We start from the raw sequence: 19041 nt of genomic DNA on the forward strand, positions 1-19041 counted from the left end.
ACAGGTGCCCGAAGGTCTTCCTCTCCGCAATCGCGCTCGCTGCAACCGTCATCTATTGGCTATGAGTCCTGACCCTACGATATGTTCGATTACCGAACGATAGCGAACAATTTATCACGTCACTTCTGATAATAGAGTTCTAGGGAATTTCTTACACGAGTGAACACAGAAAGATGTAGGCCGGGCTTCAGCCCGGCCATCTTCTCACAAATCCCGGGGAACTTGCCCCCGCTCACGGCTCCAGCACCAGTTTCCCCGTCGCCCCGCGCCCCAGCACCCGTTTCAGCACATCCGCCGCATCCGCCAGCGGATAGCGCCCCTCGACCACCGGCTTGACCTTGCCGTCCTGATACCAGCCGATCAGCTCCTTCATGTTGTCGGCATAGATCTCGGGCTCGGCCCGTGTGAAGTTGCCCCAGAACACGCCGACCACGGCATATTCCTTGACCAGCGCCAGGTTGACCGGGAATTTCGGAATGGTGCCGCTGGCGAAGCCGATGATCAGCAACCGGCCATTGCGCGCCATCGACCGCGAACAGGCGTCGAACGCCTCGCCGCCGACCACGTCGTAGACCACGTCGACGCCCTTGCCGCCGGTCATGTCCTTCAGCTGGTCCTTCAGGTTCTCGTACCCGATCGCTTCGTCCGCCCCGGCCTGCAGCGCGATGGCGCGCTTCTCGTCGCTGGAACAGACCGCGATCACCTTCGCCCCCATGATCTTGCCGATCTGGATCGCCGCCACGCCGGTCGCGCCCGCGCCGCCCAGAACCACCAGCGTTTCGCCCGCCTTCAAATCCGCCCGCTGCTTCAGCGCGTGATGCGAAGTGCCATAGGCCACCATCAAGGCGCAGGCATCGCCGCCATCCATGTCGCCGATCGGGAACACCCGGCCTTCTTCGGCCACCACCTTTTCGGCATAACCGCCGAGCTGGCAAATCGTCGCCACCCGGTCGCCCACCTTCAGGGTCTTCACATCCGGCCCGACGCTTTCCACCACCCCGGCGGCCTCCATCCCCGGCACGAAGGGACGTTCGGGCTTCATCTGGTAAAGCCCCTGAACCAGCAACCCGTCGGGGTAATTCACACCCGCGGCCTCGACCTTGATCACCACGTCGCTTCCCTTGGCCGCCGGGTCCGGCATATCGGCGTATTCCAATTGCTCCAAGGGGGCGAATTCGTTGCAGATAATGGCTTTCATTCCGGGTTCCTCCACCGTTCCCTATGGCCCCTCCCCGAGGCCGTATTTTCACCCCCGAGTGTAGGGGCGCGGCCCGTTCCGGGCAATCGTTGCACCCGGCCGCGCCAAAGTGACGGTGCGGCACTTTTCGCGCCTCTTTTGACGCTCGGGACATTTGCGGAATGATTTTCCGTTTTCTCACAATCCCTTGAGCGCAAATCGGAATTCCAGACCGCCCAGACGAATCTGCTTTTGTAAATCCAAGGCCCACGCTAGTCTCCGCTCAGGGAGATTTTTACAATTCGGGAGGAGATCATGCTTGGCATGATGATGCATCGTCCGCTGATGATCAGCGATATTCTGACCTATGCCGCCGAGGCGCATCCGACAGCGGAAATTGTATCCGTGCGGACCGAGGGCGACCTGCATCGCCAGACCTATCCCGAAACGCTGGCCCGGGTGTCGCAGCTGGCCCATGCGCTGCAGGGTCACGGCATCCGCCTTGGCGACCGGGTGGCGACGCTGGCCTGGAACGGCTACCGCCATTTCGAACTCTACTACGCGATCTCGGGCATCGGCGCGGTCTGCCACACGATCAACCCGCGCCTGTCGGCGGAACAGCTGATCTACATCGTCAACCATGCCGAGGATAAGCTGCTCTTCGTCGACACCACCTTCGTGCCGATCCTCGAAGCGGTGAAGGATCACCTGCCCAAGGATCTGATCTACGTGGTGATGACCGACCGCGATCACATGCCGGAAAACAGCCTCGACGCGCTGTGTTACGAAGAACTGCTGACCGGGCAGCCGGAAAGCTTCGACTGGCCGATGCTGGATGAAAACACCGCCTCGGGCCTGTGCTATACCTCGGGCACCACGGGCAACCCCAAGGGCGCGCTCTATTCGCACCGTTCCACCGTGCTGCACGCGCTTCTGGTGACCTCGGTGCTGGGGTCCACCCTGCCCGAAGGCGCTGGCGTGCTGCCGGTGGTGCCGCTGTTTCACGTCAACGCCTGGGGCCTGCCCTATACCGCGCCGCTGCTGGGGCTGAACATGATCATGCCGGGCGGCGCGCTGGACGGGCCCAGCCTGTACAAGCTGATGGATGGCGAAAAGGTCCATTCCGCCTGGGGCGTACCCACCGTCTGGATGGGGCTGCTGGCGGAAATCAAGGCGCAGGGCCGCAAACCCGAAGGCTTCGCCGACGTGGTGGTCGGCGGGTCCGCCGCGCCGCGTTCGATGATCGAGGCGTTCGAAAAGATGGATGTCAGCGTCGGCCATGCCTGGGGCATGACCGAAATGTCGCCGATCGGCACCCATGGCAACATGCCCAACTGGGTCAAGCAGCTGCCCTTCGACCAGATGATCGACAAGAAGGCCCAGCAGGGCCGCCGCGTCTTCGGCGTGGAACTCAAGATCGTGGACGATCACGGCAACCGCCAGCCGCATGACGGCAAGGCGATCGGTGAATTGTACGTGCGCGGCAACACCATCGTGTCGGGCTATTTCAACAATGCCGAAGCGTCGGAAAAGGCGATCGACGCCGAAGGCTGGTTCGGCACCGGCGACATCGCCAGCATCGATTCAAACGGGTTCCTGTCGATCCAGGACCGGTCGAAGGACCTGATCAAGTCGGGCGGCGAATGGATTTCCTCGATCGACCTGGAAAACGCCGCCATGTCGCACCCGGCCATCGCCAATTGCGCCGCCATCGCGATGCCGCACCCGAAATGGGACGAACGCCCGGTGCTGATCGCGGTGCCGGCGGGCGACGACCGGCCGGCGCTCGAAGACATGCACGACCACATGTCGGAACATTTCGCCAAGTGGCAGCTGCCCGACGACCTGATCTGGGTCGACGAACTGCCGCTGACGGCGACCGGCAAGACCTCGAAACTGACCCTGCGCCAGCAGTTCGCGGATTACAAACTGCCCGATCTGCGCTGAGCGCCAGACATCGGAGAACCGCAAAGGGCGCCGTCAGGCGCCCTTTGCATATCCCCCGGCTATGTCCTGCAACCCGGCAAGCAGTTGCTTCATGTCGATGTCGGGGTTTTCCCTGACCACCTGCAGCTGCGCCGCCTTCCAGGATTTCGAAGCGGCCTCCAGCTTGGCTTCACCCTCCGACGTCAGGAACAGTACCCGCTTGCGCTTGTCCTGTTCGTCCGGCATCGACTTGATGACGCCCATCCGGTCCAGCGGCACCAACCCGCGCGACAGCGCCGACTGGTCGATATCCATGTAATCCGCGATCTTCTGCACCGTCGGTCGTCGCAGCGCCTTGATCCAGACCAGCGTGGAAAACTGGGTCACCGTCAACCCGTGCCCTTCCAGCGCCGCGTCATAAAGCCGGATCAACCGGCGCGACGCCCTGCGCATCGCCAGGCAATAACAGTTCCCGGCCAATACCTCGGCCAGTTCGGGCGACATTTCCCCTGTCTCGTCACGTAACGTCATCTGCACTCCCGTTGACTGCATGCATATGCATGGATTATACATGCATATGCATTGAACTGGAGATTACGTCATGTTCGACACCGTGCCAAGACCCGACCTCCCGATCGGGATCGCGCCCATCGAACAGGCCGCCAAGATGACCGGCCTGGAACAACTGCAAGCCCTGCTTCGGGGTGACTTTCCCGCCCCGTCGATGGCGCCGGCACTGGATTTCTGGTTACATGCCGTGGCCGAAGGCGAAGCCGAGTTTCGCGGCGAACCTTCGGCCCGTATCCTCAACCCGATGGGCCAGGTGCATGGCGGCTGGGCGATGACCCTGCTCGATTCGGCTCTCGGCTCCGCGGTCCATACCGTCATGGCGCGGGGCGAAACCTATGCCTCGCTGGATACCAGCGTGAAATTCCTCCGCCCGATCACGCCGCAGACCGGACAGGTGCGCGCCCTGGGCAAGCTGCAATCGCGCGGCCGCCGCATCGCCCATGCCGAGGGCCGGATCGAGGATCGGAAAGGCCGGGTGCTGGCGCTGGCCACGACCAGCTGCTTTATCCAGCCGATGCACACTGCCGGCTGACGGGCCGGGGCGTCGCAGCCCCCGCCCACCCGAACCCCGACCCGCCGCCGGTCGATGCCCATCTCGGGCAAGGCGCTTCACCGCTTCCGCACGCTCCGGCCGGGCCTGACCTACAACCACTTCAGCTTCGCCGCATGCGCCCGGATACGCTGCGCCGACAACGGTCCGCCATGCCCCAGGTAAAACCTTTTGCCACCCCGTGCCAGCAACCGCTCCAGCGACCGCGCGGTCTGCTTCGGCGCTTCCTCGAAAGGCGGGCTCTTGGGGCGGTTCTTCAGGGCGATCCCGCCCAGAAGAATGCCCGACGCCGCAAGATCGCCGGCCAGGATATTTCCGTCCGGCAACAACACCGACAGCGATCCCGGCGTGTGCCCCGGCGTGTGCAGCACCTGCGCGTCGAACCCGAAATCCTGAAGCCCGGTTTCCGCTTCCGTCATCACATGATCGGGGGTGAAATACTCGAACCGCCTTTCGATCACGCCGGATTTCTGAAACAGCCGCCCGAACAGGCCCGACGGCCGCAGCAGCGGCGGCTCCCCGGCACAATAGTCGACCTCGTCCTGATGCGCCAAGATCGGCGCTCCGGACAGGGCGCGCAATTGCTCCGCGGAACCGGCGTGATCAATATGGGCATGGGTCACGACGATAAGCCTCAGATCGGACAGGGTCAGGCCATGCCTTTCCAACGCGGCCTTCACCTTCGAAGCGGACCTCGGCAGCCCAGTATCGACCAGCATGGCGCGGCCGTTTTCCACCACCAGAAACGCATTCAGCATACCGAAGGGCAGCATCTCGACGGGAACGATTTTCGGGTCGGTCATCGGATGATTTTCCTTTTGTCGTCATCTCTGCCGTTTAGTTGGCACGACCCTGAAGGGCCCACAATTAGGCACTTTTTTGTAACCGCGACCGGCGCACCGTTGCGCACCCGGCGACGCCGCCCCACAACTCCGATCGGAGATTTGCCATGAAAGACATGACACCCCCCATCATCCAATGGGTACGCCCTGACAGCGGCAACTGCCCGGTGGCGGACACGCTGCATGCACTCGGGGGAAAACATAAACCGCGTATCCTGCATTGCCTTGCAATGAGCGACCTGTATTTTCTGGAACTGACCCGCGCGCTGGACGGGATCAGCCGCAAGGTGTTGGCCGAACAGTTGCGCGACCTTCAGGCGTTCGGGCTTATCACCCGGACTGAACGCAACGATGCGCGAAACCGCATCGCCTATTCCTTGTCCGAAAAGGGCAGCGCCCTCGCAGCGATCCTGTCGCAGATCTACGACTGGTCCGTACTGTACCCGCTATCAGCCCAGACCGACAGCCATCCCCTTGCGCGCTGAGTGGCACCCCCGGGCATCTGTACCGTTTCGGCCTACAAATCCGGCAAATGCCGACAAACTTCTGTACCGCGGTTTGGTTAAGCGCGCCCCGGTCACAAAACGTAAAAACGCCCGGCTGGCCCCTCAACCAGCCGGGCGCGTTCCCCAAAGTGCCGGGGAGATGCGAAACGGGTCTCCTCCCAATCCCCGCTCCGCAGAATCGCTTACACCCCACGATCTATACGATAAGTCTCGCATAAAATGTATAGTGGAAATCCCGGCGCCGGTTTTATGACGCCCGGAACGCGTTTCCGCCTCAGACTTCCAGCCATTCGGAACGGATATCGTCGCGGGTTTTGAACTCCTCCGGGGTGCCGGAATAGACGATTTCGCCATGCCCCATGACATAGACCCGGTCGGCGATCCGCAGCGCGATCGACAGCTTCTGCTCGACCAGCAGGATCGCCACCCCGGTTTTGGCGATCTCGGCGATCATGTCGCCGATCTGATGCACGATCTTCGGGGCCAGGCCCTCGGTCGGTTCGTCGATGATGATCAGTTCGGGATCGCCCATCAGGGTCCGGCACATGGTGAGCATCTGCTTTTCCCCGCCCGACAGCACACCGGCCAGGTTGTCGGCCCGCTCCCGCAGGTTGGGGAACATGTCAAGCATCTCATCCACCGTGTATTTTCCCGGATGGCGCATGTCCTTGATGCCAAGGATCAGGTTCTGCCGAACCGTCATCGTGGGGAAAATATCGCGGCTTTCGGGGACGTATCCCAGCCCCAGCCGCGCGATCTGGTGGCTTTCTAGGCCCGATATGGGCTGGCCCTTGAACAGGATCTCGCCCTTGGGCGGCACTTCGCCCATGATCGCCTTGGCGGTGGTGGACCGGCCCACCCCGTTGCGACCCAGAAGCGCGATCACCTCGCCCGGCATGATTTCCATGTTCACGCCGCGCAGCACGTGGGATTTGCCGTAAAACGCGTTCAGGTCCTTCACGGACAGCATCGCCTGGGTCATGCCGCATCTCCTTCGATCGCGTCCGCCTCGTCACCGAGATAGGCCTCGCGCACCTTTTCGTTGCCGCGGATTTCCGTCGGCTTGCCGGTGGCGATGATCTCGCCATAGACCAGCACGCTGATCCGGTCGGCCAGGTTGAAGACAACGCCCATGTCGTGTTCCACGATCAACAGCGTCTTGCCCTCGGTGGCCTGCTTGATCAGCGCCACCGCGCGTTCGGTTTCCGAATGCGACATGCCGGCAGTGGGTTCGTCCAGCATGATCACATCCGCCCCCCCCGCGATGGTGATCGCGATCTCCAAGGTCCGCTGATCGGCATAGGGAAGCAGCGCCGCGGGCAGGTTTGCCTTGTCGAGAAGATCAACGCTTTCAAGGATTTCCGCGGTCTTTCGCTGCACGTCATGCAGGTTGCCGACATTGCGCCAGAACCCGTAGCCGTAGCCCATCGAATACAGCACGCCGCAGCGCACGTTTTCCCGAACCGTCATGTTGGAGAAGATGTTCGACACCTGAAAACTGCGCGACAATCCCATGCGGTTGATCCGGAACGGTTTCATCCCGCCGATTTCCTCGCCGCGCAACTTGATGCTGCCCTTGCTCGGGTGGTAGCCGCCCGAGATCAGGTTGAACAGGGTCGACTTGCCTGCACCGTTCGGCCCGATGATCGCGTGGCGTTCGCCGGGCTCGATGTCCAGCGTCACGCCCCGGATGATATGCGCCGGGCCGAAGCTTTTATGCAGGTTGTTGATGGAAAGCGCCGGAATGCTCATGCCTGGCCCTCCTTGTTTTTGTGCGCCATGCGCAGGATGCCGACACCGGCAACGAACGGGATGAAGATCACGGCCCAGGTCAGCACGCCGTCATGCGGCAGGTGCATCCCGAAGGGTTCGAACACCTCGCCGTAATTGTTCGACCAGTGCACCGAAACCTCGACCAGGGTGATGAGACCGATCATGATCAGAACGATCCCCGCGATCTGAACACTCCATCTGCGGAAATTCTCGCCCGCTCCTTCGCCGCGCAGCCCGTTGAACAGCCCGACGACGATCCCGGCCAGACCTCCGGGCGCAAACATCACGATCGCGATGAACAGCAGCCCAAGGTACAGCAGCCAAGCTTCGGAATAATCCGACATCATCGACTGCATGTAGGTCAGCAGAACCGCGCCCATGATGGGGCCCGCGAAGTAGCGAATACCGCCGATATAGGCCATCAGAAGAACCATGCCGGACGGTACCAGAGACAGCGCTTCGGGAGTGAAGATTTCATAGTTCACCGCAGCCATGCCGCCGGCCAGACCGGCGAACCCGCCCGAGAAGATGAACACCAGATAGCGCACCTTCTGCGGATCATAGCCGACGAATTCCACCCGTTCGGGATTGTCGCGGGTCGCTTCGGACATCTTGCCCAGGGGCGTGCGGGTGAACGCATAAGTGCCCAGGACCCCGATGAACGTCCAGAAGGCGATGAACCAGTAGACCTCGTCGATCGGCCCCAGCGACAGGCCGAACAGTTCCGGCCCGTTCATCCGGTCGCCGGAAATGCCTTCTTCGCCGCCGAAAATCGATCCGAACATGAATCCGGCCGCCGCGATCAGTTCCGCCACGCCGAGCGAAATCATCGCAAACGGCGTGCCCGCGCGCCGGCAGGACGGCCAGCCGATGATCGCGCCTGCCAGCGCACCGCCGGCAAAGCCGATGACCGGCAGGAAGAAGACCGGATAAGACGCCCAGAAGCCGCCCTCGCCATAGCTTGCGGCCTCGATCGCGCCCATCGCGTGCACGGCGGCGTAACCGCCCAGCCCGAAATAGACCGCGTGCCCGAAGGACAGCAGCCCGGCCCGGCCCAGCAGCATGTTGTAGGACATGGCAAAAACGATATTCACGCCCATCGCGCTCATCAGAGAATAGACCGTGCGCGACGGCCCGAAGAACGGGATCACGGCAAGAACGACGGCAAGGGCGATCAGCGGAACGATCCGCCGCATGAACTTCTGGCTGCCGCTCGGCCCCAGGACGTTCACGGAATTGACTGCAACATTGGTCATAGTTCACGGTCTCCCAGCAAACCACGCGGGCGGACCATCAGGATCAGCACCAGCATCAGGAAGGGGATCATCGGCGCCAGCGAAGCGATGGTGATGCTCCCAAGTTCGGTGGCCTCGCTCAGCCCGAGCCAGCCGAAGATATCGGCAAACCGGGCATCGATGGCGACCGCGAAGGTCTGCAACAGGCCCAGCAGCATGGCGGCAAGGAACGCCCCCATCAGGCTGCCCAGGCCACCGACGACGACGACCACGAAGACGATCGGCCCCATCTGCACCGCCATGGCCGGATCGGTCACGAGGTAGTTGCCGCCGATCACGCCCGCCAGCCCGGCCAGCGCGCAGCCGACACCGAACACCGTCATGAAGATGCGCGGCACGTTATGGCCCAGATGGCCCACCATGTGGGGGTGGCTCAGCGCGGCCTGGATGATCAGGCCGGCGCGGGTACGGTTGAGGATGAACCAAAGCGCCGCCAGCATGGCCAGCGCCACGAACAGGGTGAAAATCCGGTAGGCCGGGTATTGCGCTCCGAACAATTCGAACAGCGGGAAGTCCAGCAATTCGGGAACCCGGTAATCAACTGCGTTGCGGCCCCAAACGATCTTGACCACCTCGTCGATCAGATAGGCGAGTCCGAAAGTGAACAGCAATTCGGCCACGTGTCCGTTCACGTGAACGGTCCGCAATCCGTATTTTTCCACCAAAGCGCCGACCAGCCCGACCAGGATCGGGGCAAAGACCAGGGCCAGCCAGAAGCTGCTGGCTTCGGAGATGGTGTAGGCGAAATAGGCTCCCAGCATGTAAAAGCTGGCATGGGCGAAGTTCAGAACGCCCATCATGCTGAAGATTAGTGTCAGACCGCTCGACAGCATGAACAGAAGGAGCCCGTAAATCACCCCGTTGAGGAGTGAAAATACGATCGTTTCCATGAAAACCTCTTAGCAGTAAGGTGCCGCGTGATGTCACGCGGCACCGTTCTTGGAATAAGATTCAGGCGGCCTTATGTCTTCGGGCGCTTCATCTTACAGGTGGTTTCGGTGCGGGTGTCTTCCGCTTCGATGCGGTCCGCGTCGCCCGACTTCCACCCCAAGGGCAGCTTCTCGACACCGCGCTCCACGTCGTCCGAGAAGGTCGACATGAACATCGGCTGCAGGATCTGGTGGTTGTCCGCACGCATGGTGACAACGCCGTTGGGGCTGTCGTATTCCATGCCCTCCAGCGCGAACGCGACACCCATCGGGTCGATGCTGCCGGCCTTCTCGGCCGCCATCGACAGCATGTTCATCGCGTTGTGGATGCGGTGGTAGTAGTAGTTGTCTTCGGTGTACTTGGCCTCGTAGCCGTCGACATAGGCCGCCTGGGCGTCCGACATCGGCAGGTTGGTGTTGTTCTCGACGATCGCCTTGACCTGGCCGACCGCTGCTTCGCCCATCGCCGTGGCGGCGCCTTTCGACCCGCCGTAATAGGTCAGGATCGGGCCATCAAAGCCAGAATCGGTCGCCGCCTTGATCAGCAGCACCATGTCGGCGCCCCAGTTGCCGGTGATCACCGCGTCGGCGCCCGAGCTGATGATTTTCTGCACGTAGGGGGTAAAGTCCTTCACCTTGCCCAGCGGGTGCAGTTCGTTGCCGACGATTTCGATGTCGGGGCGCTTTTCGGTCAGGTTCTTGACGGCGGCGGCGGCAACGGCCTTACCGAAGGAATAATCCTGGCCGATGATGTAGACGCTCTTGATGTCCGGCTGATCTTTCACCCAGTTGGTGACGGCCTCCATCTTCATGTCGGCATCCGCGTCGAAACGGAAATGCCAGAAACTGCAGCGATCGTTAGTGAAGGACGGGTCAACCGCGGCGTAGTTCAGGAACAGGACTTCCTCGCCGGGGTTGCGCTTGTTGTGCTTGTTGATCGCGTCGATCAGCGCCGAGGCGACCGAGGACCCGTTGCCCTGCGCGATGTAGCGAACACCGCTGTCCAACGCCTTCTGCAGCTGAACCAGAGATTCCTTGGGATTGATCTTGTTGTCGTAACCGATGACTTCGACTTCGTTGCCGTTGATGCCACCGTTGGCGTTCATCTGTTCGGCGGCATAGATCCATTCGTTCAGCCCCGCCTGCCCCGACGGCCCGAACGGACCCGAAAGCGGGTCGATAAAGGCGATTTTCAGCGTCTCCGCAGAGGCGCCGGACACGGCTACCATGCTCATAGCAGCTGCCAGGGCAACCGATGTAATGCGTTTCATAGATGTTTCCTCCCGTCTGTGGATGACGCCGCAACGTCATTTCCGCCCCCGATCAAAAGCGGGGACTCGCTTCTTGTCAATCATTTTGTGAAACTCTATTCTGCAATGCGAAACATTCGACAAGGGAGGTGTTGAATGACCGACGTGTCAACGGAGCTGTCCAGCTTCCGCGAAGCTATCGCAAAATGGATTACCGATAATTGTCCCGAGTCGCTGCGCAAGCGCCCGATCGACGAAGATTCGATCGTTTGGGGCGGCCGCAACTGGACCTTCAAGCACGAAGAACAGCGGCTCTGGATGGAAAGCGCCGTCGCCAAGGGAATGACCGCGCCGCGCTGGCCAACAGCCTATGGCGGGGCCGGGCTGAGCCGGGCCGAAGAAAAGATTTTCCGCGAGGAAATGGCGCGCCTGAAGGCGCCCAGCCCGCTGGAAAGTTTCGGGCTTTGGATGCTGGGACCGGCGCTTCTGGCCTTCGGCACCGAAGAGCAGAAACTGCATTTCCTGCCGCAGATCACCAGCGGCAAAATCCGCTGGTGTCAGGGTTATTCCGAACCCGGCGCAGGCAGCGACCTGGCTAGCGTTCAGACCCGCGCCGAGGACATGGGCGATCACTGGCTGGTCAACGGCTCGAAGATCTGGACCTCCTATGCCGACAAGGCCGACTGGATCTTCGCGCTGGTGCGCACCGACCGCGACGCCCCCAAGCATCTGGGCATTTCCTTCATGCTGATCGACATGACGTCGCCCGGCGTCACGACCAAGCCGATCCGGCTGATTTCGGGCAAGTCGCCGTTCTGCGAAACCTTCTTCGACAATGTAAAAGTGCCGAAATCCTATGGCGAAAACATCCCCTCCCATGTGGGCGAAATCAATCGCGGCTGGGACGTGGCGAAACACCTGCTGACCCATGAACGCGAAATGATCAGCGGTGGCGCGCAGGGTTTGCTGGGCGGCCGGTCCACCGGCGAATTCCTCGGCAATCTCGACGCCGACACGCTGGCCGATCCGGTGATCCGGTCGCAGGCGATGGAACTGGAAGTGGACACGCTGGCCTTCTGCATGACGCTGGACCGCTACAAGGACCAGGCACAATCGGGGTGCGGCGTCGGCAATGCCAGTGCGATGCTGAAATACTACGGCACGGAGATCAACAAGCGCCGCTACGAATTGCTGATGTCGGCGGCAGGCAGCGAAGGCACCGAATGGGACAGTCCGCACGGGTCGCTGGCAGCGGAATGGCTGCGCACCAAGGCCAACTCGATCGAGGGCGGCACCTCCGAGGTGATGCTCGACATCATCGCCAAGCGCGTTCTCGAACTGCCGTCGAAATAGGAACCTGACAGATGACAAGTCTTCTTGAAACCGAGGACGAAACCCTGCTGCGCGATTCCGCGCGGGGGTTTCTGAGCGAAGCCTCGCCCGTTTCCGCCCTGCGCGCCAACCGCGATCAGGGCCGCGCCTTCGATCCGGGCCTCTGGCGGGAAATGGCACAGATGGGATGGACCGGCGTATTGGTGCCCGAAGATCAGGGCGGCGCCGATATGGGCCACCGCGCGGCCGGTATCCTGGCCGAGGAAATGGGCACCGTCCTGGCCGCCTCGCCGTTCATTTCGACCGCCGTGATCGCCGCCACCGCCCTGCGCGGTTCGGGCAACGGCGCATTGGAAAAGATCGCCTCGGGCGAGGCGATCTATGCCATCGCGGTGGATGAAGGGGCCAAGCACGCGCCGCTGAAAACCGCTTTGAAGGCGGAAAAATCCGGCAACGGTTATCGGCTGTCGGGGATGAAAACCTTCGTCGCCGACGGCGCCTCGGCCGACCGTGTTCTGGTTCTGGCCCGCACCGCAGGCGCGGCAGGCGAAGCGGACGGGCTGACCCTATTCGATATCGACGCGGACCGCGCCGGGCTGCAGCGCGATGCCACTGGAACGGTCGATTCGCGCGATCATGCGCGGTTCACCTTCGACGGGCTGGAAGCCACCGGCGAGGATGTCGTCGGCGAGCTGGACAACGGGCTCGCGACGCTGCGTCACGGACTGCAGGCGGGACAGGCGGCGCTGGCGGCCGAGCTCACCGGGCTAAGCGGCGGCGCCTATGCGATGACGCTGAGCTACCTGAAGGAACGCCAACAGTTCGGTCGCACCATCGGCAGCTTCCAGGCGCTGCAGCACCGCGCCGCGCATCTGTGGAGCGAGATCGAGGTCACCGCCTCGGCCGTCATCAATGCCGGGCGGATGCTGGACGAGGCGCCGGATCAGGCCACACTGGCCGTGTCCGTCGCCAAGGCCCGCGCCACCGCCACCGCGAAACTGGCGGTGATGGAAGGGGTGCAGATGCATGGCGGCATCGGCATGACGGACGAATTTGACATGGGCTTCTTCATGAAGCGCGCCCGTGTCGGGGCCGAATGGCTTGGCGATTATGGTTATCACGCCGCGCAGGTCGCCGCGGCACGCGGATTCTGAGGGAGGGAACATGAAACCGACTGATCTTTTCGATCTGACTGGCAAGGTGGCACTGGTCACCGGCGGGTCGAGCGGCATCGGCCGCATGGCAGCCGAAGGGCTTGTCGCCGCCGGCGCGCGGGTGCTGATCACCAGCCGCAAGGTTGATGCCTGCGAAGCGGTCGCTGCCGAACTGAACGGCATGGACTACACCGGCAGCGCCGAAGGATTCGGCAGCGACGTGTCGACCGAGGAAGGCGTCGACGCTCTGGTAGCCGAGGTGAACAAGCGCACCGAAAAGCTGCATATCCTGATGAACAACGCGGGCCGCACCTGGGGCGCCGCGATGGGCGAACACCCCTACGAAGCCTGGGACAAGCTCTTGCGCCTCAACGTCACCGGCATGTTCCACCTGACCCAGCAATTGCTGCCGCTGCTGAAATCCGCCAGCACCCCCGACGATCCGGCCCGCGTGGTCAATGTCGGATCGGTGATGGGCGACATTCCCAAGGGCACCCGCACCTATTCCTATGCCGTGTCGAAGGGCGCGGTGCATCACATGACCCGCGTTCTGTCGAACGATCTGGCGCCCGAGGGCATCACCGTGAACGCCATCGCGCCGGGGCCCTTCGTGTCGAAGATGACCGCCTTTGCCATCGGCACCGAGGAAGGTCAGGCGAAATCGGCGCAAGGAGTGCCTTTGGGCCGCGTCGGACGCCCCGAAGACATCGCTGGCGCGCTGCTGTATCTTTGCGGCAAGGGCGGTTCCTATGTGTCGGGCGCGATCCTACCGCTGTCAGGCGGGATGCAATCGAACGCCCCCGGTTCCCTGTTCAACGAGGATCTGTAACCGATGACGCTTCCTTCAGGCAAAAAGCTGTCACGCGAAGATTTCGAGGCCCTGCTGGGCAAGGAAATGGGCGTATCCGACTGGTTCAGCGTCACCCAGGACCAGATCAACCAGTTTGCCGATTGCACCCATGACCATCAGTATATCCATGTCGATCCCGAAGCGGCGGCGCAGACGCCCTTCGGCACCACCATCGCGCACGGGTTCCTGACGCTGTCGCTGTTGTCGGCCATGGTTTACCAGATGCCCTCGATCGAGGGCATCGTGATGGGTGTCAATTACGGATTCGACCGGGTTCGTTTCATATCGCCGGTCAAGGTCGGCTCAAGGGTCCGGGGCCGTTTCGTTCTGTCCAAGTTCGAGGAACTGAAACCGGGCGAATTCCAGACCACGATGGATGTGACGGTCGAAATCGAAGGGCAGGAAAAACCCGCGCTGGTGGCCCAATGGCTTGGCCGCCGCTACATGGGAGGAGAAGCATGAGCGAAGTAAGTTTTGACGGCCGGGTGGCCATCGTCACCGGCGCCGGGGCCGGTCTGGGCCGCAGCCATGCGCTTGGCCTTGCCGCCCGTGGCGCCAAGGTCATGGTCAACGATCTGGGCGCGGCCACCGACGGCAGCGGGTCGGGATCGGACGCCGCCCGCGCGGTGGTCGAGGAAATCCGCGCCGGTGGCGGCAAGGCGATCGCCAACGGCGCCAACGTCGCCGATGCAACGCAGGTGCAGGCGATGGTCGACGAAGCGATCGCCGAATTCGGCCATGTCGACATCCTGGTGAACAACGCGGGCATCCTGCGCGACAAGACCTTCGCCAAGATGTCGCTGGGCGATTTCCGCATGGTGATGGACGTACACCTCATGGGATCGGTCTACACCGCCCATGCGCTGTGGCGGCACATGTGCGAACGCGAATACGGTCGCATCGTTTTCACCACCTCGGCCTCGGGGCTTTACGGCAATTTCGGCCAGTCGAACTACGGCGCGGCGAAATCGGCGATGCTGGGGTTGATGAACGTGCTGTCCATCGAGGGCGCGAAATACAACGTGCGCGCCAACATGCTGGCCCCCACCGCGGCGACCCGGATGACCGAGGGCCTGATCCCCGACGAACTGCTGGCGCTGCTGCAGCCCGAAACCATCACCCCCGGCCTGCTGGCGCTGGTCAGCGAAGAAGCCCCGACCAAGATGATCCTCGGCGCCGGTGCCGGTTGCTTCACCGAAACCAAGGTCTATGAGACCCAAGGCATCACCCTGCAGGACGCAGACCTGAGCCCGGAAACCGTGCTGGCCCGGATGGCGGAAATCCGTGCCCCGGAAAATCAGCAAGTGATGGGCAACGCTTTCGACCAGACCAATAAATACGTCCGGAATGCAGCGGCGGCGCGCGGCGTCACCCTGCCCGGCGAATGAACCCTGACCAAAAGGAATTTGAAAATGCGTGACGCAGTTATCGTTTCCACCGCCCGCACCCCGATCGGCAAGGCCTATCGCGGTGCGTTCAACAACACCTCGGCCCAGACCCTGATCGGGCATGCCGTATCAAACGCGGTCAGCCGCGCCGGTCTCGACGGATCGGAAATCGAGGATTGCATCGTCGGTTCCGCGATCCAGCAGGGGTCGACCGGCGGCAATATCGGCCGTCAGGCGGTGATCCGCGCCGGTCTGCCGGTGACCATCGCGGGCATGTCGATGGACCGTCAATGCGCCAGCGGCATGATGGCGATCGCCACCGCGGCCAAGCAGGTGGTGCATGACGGCATGGATATCGTCATCGGCGGCGGCGTCGAATCGATCAGCCTTGTGCAGAACGAAAAGATGCGCACCGACTGGCTGCGCGACGACTGGACCATGGAACACAAGCCCGAGCTGTACATGTCCATGCTGGAAACCGCCGAAATCGTCGCCGACCGCTATGGCGTGTCGCGCGAGGAACAGGACGCCTACGCCCTGCAGTCGCAGCAGCGCACCGCCGCCGCGCAGGAAGCGGGCAAGTTCGACGACGAAATCGTGCCGATGACCACCGTGATGAAGGTGGTGAACAAGGAAACCCGCGAAGTATCGGACCAGGAAATCACCCTGTCCAAGGACGAAGGCAACCGCCCCTCGACCACGCTGGAAAACCTCGCCGGGCTGTCGCCGGTGTTCAAGGACGGCCAGGTGGTGAAGGAAGGCAAGTTCATCACTGCCGGCAACGCGTCGCAGCTGTCCGACGGCGCCTCGGCCAGCGTCATCATGGAAGCCAAGGAAGCCGAAAAGCGCGGATTGCAGCCGCTGGGCCGCTATGTCGGCGTGATGGCCGCCGGTCTGGAACCCGATGAAATGGGCATCGGCCCGGTCTACGCGGTGCCGAAGCTTTTGAAGGCGCACGGGCTGACCATGGACGATATCGGCCTGTGGGAACTGAACGAAGCCTTTGCCTGCCAGGTGCTGCAATCGGCCAAGGTGCTGGGCATCCCGAACGAGCTGCTCAACGTCGATGGCGGCGCGATCTCGATCGGCCACCCCTACGGCATGTCGGGCGCCCGCATGGTCGGCCACGCCCTGATCGAGGGCAAGCGCCGCGGTGCCAAATACGTCGTCTGCACCATGTGCGTCGGCGGCGGCATGGGGGCTGCGGGCCTGTTCGAAGTGCTCTGATCCTATACGAAACCCAAACTACGGGACCGCATCCTCGCGGTCCCGTCAGCAAGAAGGCCCCGCAATGCCCGAACTTTACCTGATCCGTCACGCCCAAGCGTCCTTTGGCGCGGCGAATTACGATGTCCTGTCCGATCTGGGTCATGACCAATCCGAAGCCCTGGGCAAGGCGCTGGCCCTGCAGGGCGTGGAGCCGGACACCCTGTTCATCGGGGCGCAGCGCCGCCATCGCGAAACGCTGGAAGGCATTTTCAAGGGGCTGGGCCGCGAACTGCCCGAAGTGCAGATGCACGCGGGCCTGAACGAATTCGATTTCAAGAACCTGCTCGATGCCCATTACCGCGACCGCCCGGCGCCAGAAAACATGCACAGCGAACGCAAATCGCATTTCCGCACCCTGCGCGACACGGTGCTGGCCTGGCAGCGCGACGAAATCACCGATCCGCCCGAAACCTGGGCCGATTTCACCGCTCGGGTCGAAGCCGCGCGGCAGGCGATGATCGATAGCGGCGCCAAGACCATCATCGCGGTCAGTTCCGGCGGCGCCATCGGTCAGATGATCGCGGCCACGCTGAACACCCCGGCCGAACAACAGATCCGCCTACAACTGCAGATGAAGAACTGCGCGGTGAACCGCTTCGTTTATTCGGCACGCAGTTTCTACCTGCACGGGTTCAACGAAACCCCGCATATCAACGCCGCCAACGCCGACCCGCTGCTGACCTATAGCTGAGGCCCATCATGACAAAAACCGATCCCACCAAGCTGGATACCGACGTCGTCGCCGCCTATCTGCGCGATCACCTTGACGGGTTCGAAGGCCCGGTCGAGGCCGAAAAATTCAACGTCGGCCAATCCAATCCGACCTTCCGGCTGCGCACACCGAAAAAAAACTACGTGCTGCGCCGCAAACCGCCCGGAGTTCTTCTGAAATCGGCCCATGCGGTGGATCGCGAATTCCGGGTGCAAAGCGCGCTGCACAACACCGACGTGCCGGTGGCCAAGATGTACCTGCTTTGCGAAGACGACGACGTGATCGGGTCGGCCTTCTACGTGATGGAAGAAATCGTCGGGCGGCATTTCAACGACCCACGCCTGCCAGAACTGGCGAAGGAAGACCGGCTGCCGATCGTCGATGAAATGAACCGAGTGCTGGCGGCGATCCACAATGTCGATCTGGAAGCCACCGGCCTGTCCGATTACGGGCCCCAGGGGAATTACTATCGCCGCCAGATCGACCGCTGGACCAAGCAATACCGCGCCTCGGAAACCGACAAAATCCCGGCGATGGAAGAGCTGATCGCATGGCTCGACACCAACATCCCCGAAGAGGACGGCCAGCGCACGCTGGTGCACGGCGATTACCGCATCGACAACATGCTGTTCCACCCCGACCGGCCCGAATGCGCCGCGGTGCTGGATTGGGAACTGTCCACCATCGGCCACCCCTATGCCGATCTGGCCGCGGTGATCATGCAATGGAAAATGCCGCCCGGCCCCGAAGGCCGCGGGCTGGCCGGCGTCGACCGCGCCGCGCAAGGGCTGATGAGCGACGACGCCTTTGTCGACGCCTATTGCGCCCGACGCGACCTGCCCGGCATCGACAGTTTCGGCTTCTACCTGGCGTTCACATTTTTCCGCATGGCCGGCATCATCCAGGGCGTTTACAAACGCGCGCTGGACGGCAACGCCTCCAATCCCGAACGGGCGAAGACACTGGGCGGCTACGTGTCCACCTTCGCCGCAAACGGGTTGGCCGCCGCCAAGACCGTATGACGGAAGGAATGAACGTGAGAGACAGTCACATCGACCCCGCCTTGGCCGAAGACCCCTATGCGCTGCAAAAGCATCTGGGTTTCAAGATCACCGGCTGGGAAAAGGATTACGCCCGTGTCGAACTGCCGATGCAGGATCACCTGGGCAACCGTTATGGCATCCCGCATGGCGGGGTGCACGCGACGCTGCTGGATACCGCGATGGGATTCGCCGGATGCTATACCGGCGATCCGGCGGAAAAACAGCTGGCGATGACGCTGTCGCTGAACGTGAATTACGTCGGACAGATGAAGGGCAGTTTGCTGATCTGTGAAGGTTTCCGAACCGGTGGCGGCCGCAAGACCTTCTTCGCCGAAGCCAGGGTGACCGACGACCTCGGCACCCTGATCGCAACGGGAACGGCGGTGTTTCGCTACCGGTCGAGATAGGGTCAATCGGGGTTCGCACATGACGCGATGTCATTTCGTGAAATCGCGTAATTCCCTAGTATTTCAAT

General features: G+C 62.4%; 20 protein-coding genes. 12 read left to right on the plus strand and 8 right to left on the minus strand.

The genetic code is table 11. The features are described 5' to 3' along the window. Positions 1–232: 232 nt before the first annotated feature. Positions 233–1198 carry an NADPH:quinone oxidoreductase family protein gene (locus IT775_RS17375; protein ID WP_212702506.1) on the minus strand — a complete coding sequence of 322 codons (966 nt, stop codon included), beginning with the start codon at positions 1196–1198 and terminating at the stop codon, positions 233–235. A 294-nt stretch (positions 1199–1492) separates the two neighbouring features. On the opposite strand from IT775_RS17375, the gene IT775_RS17380 reads away from it, so the two are divergent. After that, entirely contained in the window at positions 1493–3124 is a 1632-nt protein-coding gene (locus IT775_RS17380; protein ID WP_212702507.1) for a long-chain-fatty-acid--CoA ligase, read from the plus strand. Between the two features lie 33 nt (positions 3125–3157). Here IT775_RS17380 and IT775_RS17385 read toward each other — a convergent pair whose 3' ends face one another. Further along, complete coding sequence (locus IT775_RS17385) at positions 3158–3634, minus strand: MarR family winged helix-turn-helix transcriptional regulator (RefSeq protein WP_212702508.1); 477 nt, start codon at positions 3632–3634, stop codon at positions 3158–3160. 70 nt (positions 3635–3704) lie between these two features. Between IT775_RS17385 and IT775_RS17390 the strand changes: the two genes are divergently transcribed. Beyond that, on the plus strand, positions 3705–4205 hold the full coding sequence (locus tag IT775_RS17390) for a PaaI family thioesterase (RefSeq protein ID WP_212702509.1): 501 nt from the start codon (positions 3705–3707) through the stop codon (positions 4203–4205). A gap of 110 nt (positions 4206–4315) precedes the next feature. Here IT775_RS17390 and IT775_RS17395 read toward each other — a convergent pair whose 3' ends face one another. Beyond that, positions 4316–5026 (minus strand): MBL fold metallo-hydrolase, encoded by a 711-nt coding sequence (locus IT775_RS17395; protein WP_212702510.1) that lies wholly within the window; start codon positions 5024–5026, stop codon positions 4316–4318. 155 nt (positions 5027–5181) lie between these two features. On the opposite strand from IT775_RS17395, the gene IT775_RS17400 reads away from it, so the two are divergent. After that, positions 5182–5550: a winged helix-turn-helix transcriptional regulator gene (locus tag IT775_RS17400; RefSeq protein WP_212702511.1), complete on the plus strand. Its 369-nt coding sequence runs from the start codon at positions 5182–5184 to the stop codon at positions 5548–5550. 295 nt (positions 5551–5845) lie between these two features. Here IT775_RS17400 and IT775_RS17405 read toward each other — a convergent pair whose 3' ends face one another. The 5 genes from IT775_RS17405 to IT775_RS17425 form a co-directional block, all read right to left on the minus strand. Next, entirely contained in the window at positions 5846–6553 is a 708-nt protein-coding gene (locus IT775_RS17405) for an ABC transporter ATP-binding protein (RefSeq protein ID WP_246525688.1), read from the minus strand. Further along, positions 6550–7323, minus strand: coding sequence for an ABC transporter ATP-binding protein (locus IT775_RS17410; protein ID WP_212702512.1), 774 nt, complete (start codon positions 7321–7323; stop codon positions 6550–6552). Before IT775_RS17410 ends, IT775_RS17405 begins: the two co-directional genes overlap by 4 nt. Further along, a complete protein-coding gene (locus IT775_RS17415) occupies positions 7320–8600 on the minus strand; it encodes a branched-chain amino acid ABC transporter permease (RefSeq protein WP_212702513.1) in 1281 nt (426 codons plus the stop codon). Before IT775_RS17415 ends, IT775_RS17410 begins: the two co-directional genes overlap by 4 nt. Then, the gene (locus IT775_RS17420; protein WP_212702514.1) at positions 8597–9529 is read right to left on the minus strand and encodes a branched-chain amino acid ABC transporter permease; all 933 of its coding nucleotides are present in this window, start codon (positions 9527–9529) and stop codon (positions 8597–8599) included. The genes IT775_RS17415 and IT775_RS17420 overlap by 4 nt, the downstream gene beginning before the upstream one ends. Before the next feature lie 71 nt (positions 9530–9600). After that, positions 9601–10803 (minus strand): branched-chain amino acid ABC transporter substrate-binding protein, encoded by a 1203-nt coding sequence (locus tag IT775_RS17425; RefSeq protein WP_246525690.1) that lies wholly within the window; start codon positions 10801–10803, stop codon positions 9601–9603. Between the two features lie 171 nt (positions 10804–10974). Here IT775_RS17425 and IT775_RS17430 point away from each other — a divergent pair, with 171 nt between their 5' ends. From IT775_RS17430 to IT775_RS17470, 9 genes are all read left to right on the plus strand, one after another. Continuing rightward, complete coding sequence (locus tag IT775_RS17430) at positions 10975–12171, plus strand: acyl-CoA dehydrogenase family protein (protein ID WP_212702516.1); 1197 nt, start codon at positions 10975–10977, stop codon at positions 12169–12171. Positions 12172–12182: 11 nt separating this feature from the next. Beyond that, positions 12183–13304 (plus strand): acyl-CoA dehydrogenase family protein, encoded by a 1122-nt coding sequence (locus tag IT775_RS17435; protein ID WP_212702517.1) that lies wholly within the window; start codon positions 12183–12185, stop codon positions 13302–13304. A gap of 10 nt (positions 13305–13314) precedes the next feature. Continuing rightward, complete coding sequence (locus IT775_RS17440) at positions 13315–14133, plus strand: SDR family NAD(P)-dependent oxidoreductase (protein ID WP_212702518.1); 819 nt, start codon at positions 13315–13317, stop codon at positions 14131–14133. A gap of 3 nt (positions 14134–14136) precedes the next feature. Next, positions 14137–14616 carry a MaoC family dehydratase gene (locus tag IT775_RS17445; protein ID WP_212702519.1) on the plus strand — a complete coding sequence of 160 codons (480 nt, stop codon included), beginning with the start codon at positions 14137–14139 and terminating at the stop codon, positions 14614–14616. Then, on the plus strand, positions 14613–15542 hold the full coding sequence (locus tag IT775_RS17450; RefSeq protein ID WP_212702520.1) for an SDR family NAD(P)-dependent oxidoreductase: 930 nt from the start codon (positions 14613–14615) through the stop codon (positions 15540–15542). Before IT775_RS17445 ends, IT775_RS17450 begins: the two co-directional genes overlap by 4 nt. Positions 15543–15566: 24 nt before the next feature. Further along, positions 15567–16769 (plus strand): acetyl-CoA C-acyltransferase, encoded by a 1203-nt coding sequence (locus IT775_RS17455; RefSeq protein WP_212702521.1) that lies wholly within the window; start codon positions 15567–15569, stop codon positions 16767–16769. A 64-nt stretch (positions 16770–16833) separates the two neighbouring features. After that, a complete protein-coding gene (locus IT775_RS17460) occupies positions 16834–17502 on the plus strand; it encodes a histidine phosphatase family protein (RefSeq protein ID WP_212702522.1) in 669 nt (222 codons plus the stop codon). Between the two features lie 8 nt (positions 17503–17510). After that, entirely contained in the window at positions 17511–18545 is a 1035-nt protein-coding gene (locus tag IT775_RS17465; protein WP_212702523.1) for a phosphotransferase family protein, read from the plus strand. A 14-nt stretch (positions 18546–18559) separates the two neighbouring features. Continuing rightward, positions 18560–18973: a PaaI family thioesterase gene (locus IT775_RS17470; protein WP_343231160.1), complete on the plus strand. Its 414-nt coding sequence runs from the start codon at positions 18560–18562 to the stop codon at positions 18971–18973. The last annotated feature ends 68 nt before the right edge of the window (positions 18974–19041 follow it).

The organism is Thalassovita aquimarina (genome assembly GCF_018219815.1).
In the GTDB taxonomy this organism is placed as follows: Bacteria; Pseudomonadota; Alphaproteobacteria; order Rhodobacterales; family Rhodobacteraceae; genus Thalassobius; species Thalassobius aquimarinus.

What these genes read in the sequence shown, in the direction of transcription:
- IT775_RS17440 (WP_212702518.1), top strand. Translation starts at nt 13,315, where the DNA reads ATGAAACCGACTGATCTTTTCGATCTGACTGGCAAGGTGGCACTGGTC.
- IT775_RS17430 (WP_212702516.1), top strand. Translation starts at nt 10,975, where the DNA reads ATGACCGACGTGTCAACGGAGCTGTCCAGCTTCCGCGAAGCTATCGCA.
- IT775_RS17405 (WP_246525688.1), bottom strand. Translation starts at nt 6,553, where the DNA reads ATGACCCAGGCGATGCTGTCCGTGAAGGACCTGAACGCGTTTTACGGC.
- IT775_RS17385 (WP_212702508.1), bottom strand. Translation starts at nt 3,634, where the DNA reads ATGACGTTACGTGACGAGACAGGGGAAATGTCGCCCGAACTGGCCGAG.
- IT775_RS17425 (WP_246525690.1), bottom strand. Translation starts at nt 10,803, where the DNA reads ATGAGCATGGTAGCCGTGTCCGGCGCCTCTGCGGAGACGCTGAAAATC.
- IT775_RS17435 (WP_212702517.1), top strand. Translation starts at nt 12,183, where the DNA reads ATGACAAGTCTTCTTGAAACCGAGGACGAAACCCTGCTGCGCGATTCC.
- IT775_RS17420 (WP_212702514.1), bottom strand. Translation starts at nt 9,529, where the DNA reads ATGGAAACGATCGTATTTTCACTCCTCAACGGGGTGATTTACGGGCTC.
- IT775_RS17450 (WP_212702520.1), top strand. Translation starts at nt 14,613, where the DNA reads ATGAGCGAAGTAAGTTTTGACGGCCGGGTGGCCATCGTCACCGGCGCC.
- IT775_RS17460 (WP_212702522.1), top strand. Translation starts at nt 16,834, where the DNA reads ATGCCCGAACTTTACCTGATCCGTCACGCCCAAGCGTCCTTTGGCGCG.
- IT775_RS17445 (WP_212702519.1), top strand. Translation starts at nt 14,137, where the DNA reads ATGACGCTTCCTTCAGGCAAAAAGCTGTCACGCGAAGATTTCGAGGCC.
- IT775_RS17455 (WP_212702521.1), top strand. Translation starts at nt 15,567, where the DNA reads ATGCGTGACGCAGTTATCGTTTCCACCGCCCGCACCCCGATCGGCAAG.
- IT775_RS17410 (WP_212702512.1), bottom strand. Translation starts at nt 7,323, where the DNA reads ATGAGCATTCCGGCGCTTTCCATCAACAACCTGCATAAAAGCTTCGGC.
- IT775_RS17380 (WP_212702507.1), top strand. Translation starts at nt 1,493, where the DNA reads ATGCTTGGCATGATGATGCATCGTCCGCTGATGATCAGCGATATTCTG.
- IT775_RS17375 (WP_212702506.1), bottom strand. Translation starts at nt 1,198, where the DNA reads ATGAAAGCCATTATCTGCAACGAATTCGCCCCCTTGGAGCAATTGGAA.
- IT775_RS17400 (WP_212702511.1), top strand. Translation starts at nt 5,182, where the DNA reads ATGACACCCCCCATCATCCAATGGGTACGCCCTGACAGCGGCAACTGC.
- IT775_RS17395 (WP_212702510.1), bottom strand. Translation starts at nt 5,026, where the DNA reads ATGACCGACCCGAAAATCGTTCCCGTCGAGATGCTGCCCTTCGGTATG.
- IT775_RS17390 (WP_212702509.1), top strand. Translation starts at nt 3,705, where the DNA reads ATGTTCGACACCGTGCCAAGACCCGACCTCCCGATCGGGATCGCGCCC.
- IT775_RS17415 (WP_212702513.1), bottom strand. Translation starts at nt 8,600, where the DNA reads ATGACCAATGTTGCAGTCAATTCCGTGAACGTCCTGGGGCCGAGCGGC.
- IT775_RS17465 (WP_212702523.1), top strand. Translation starts at nt 17,511, where the DNA reads ATGACAAAAACCGATCCCACCAAGCTGGATACCGACGTCGTCGCCGCC.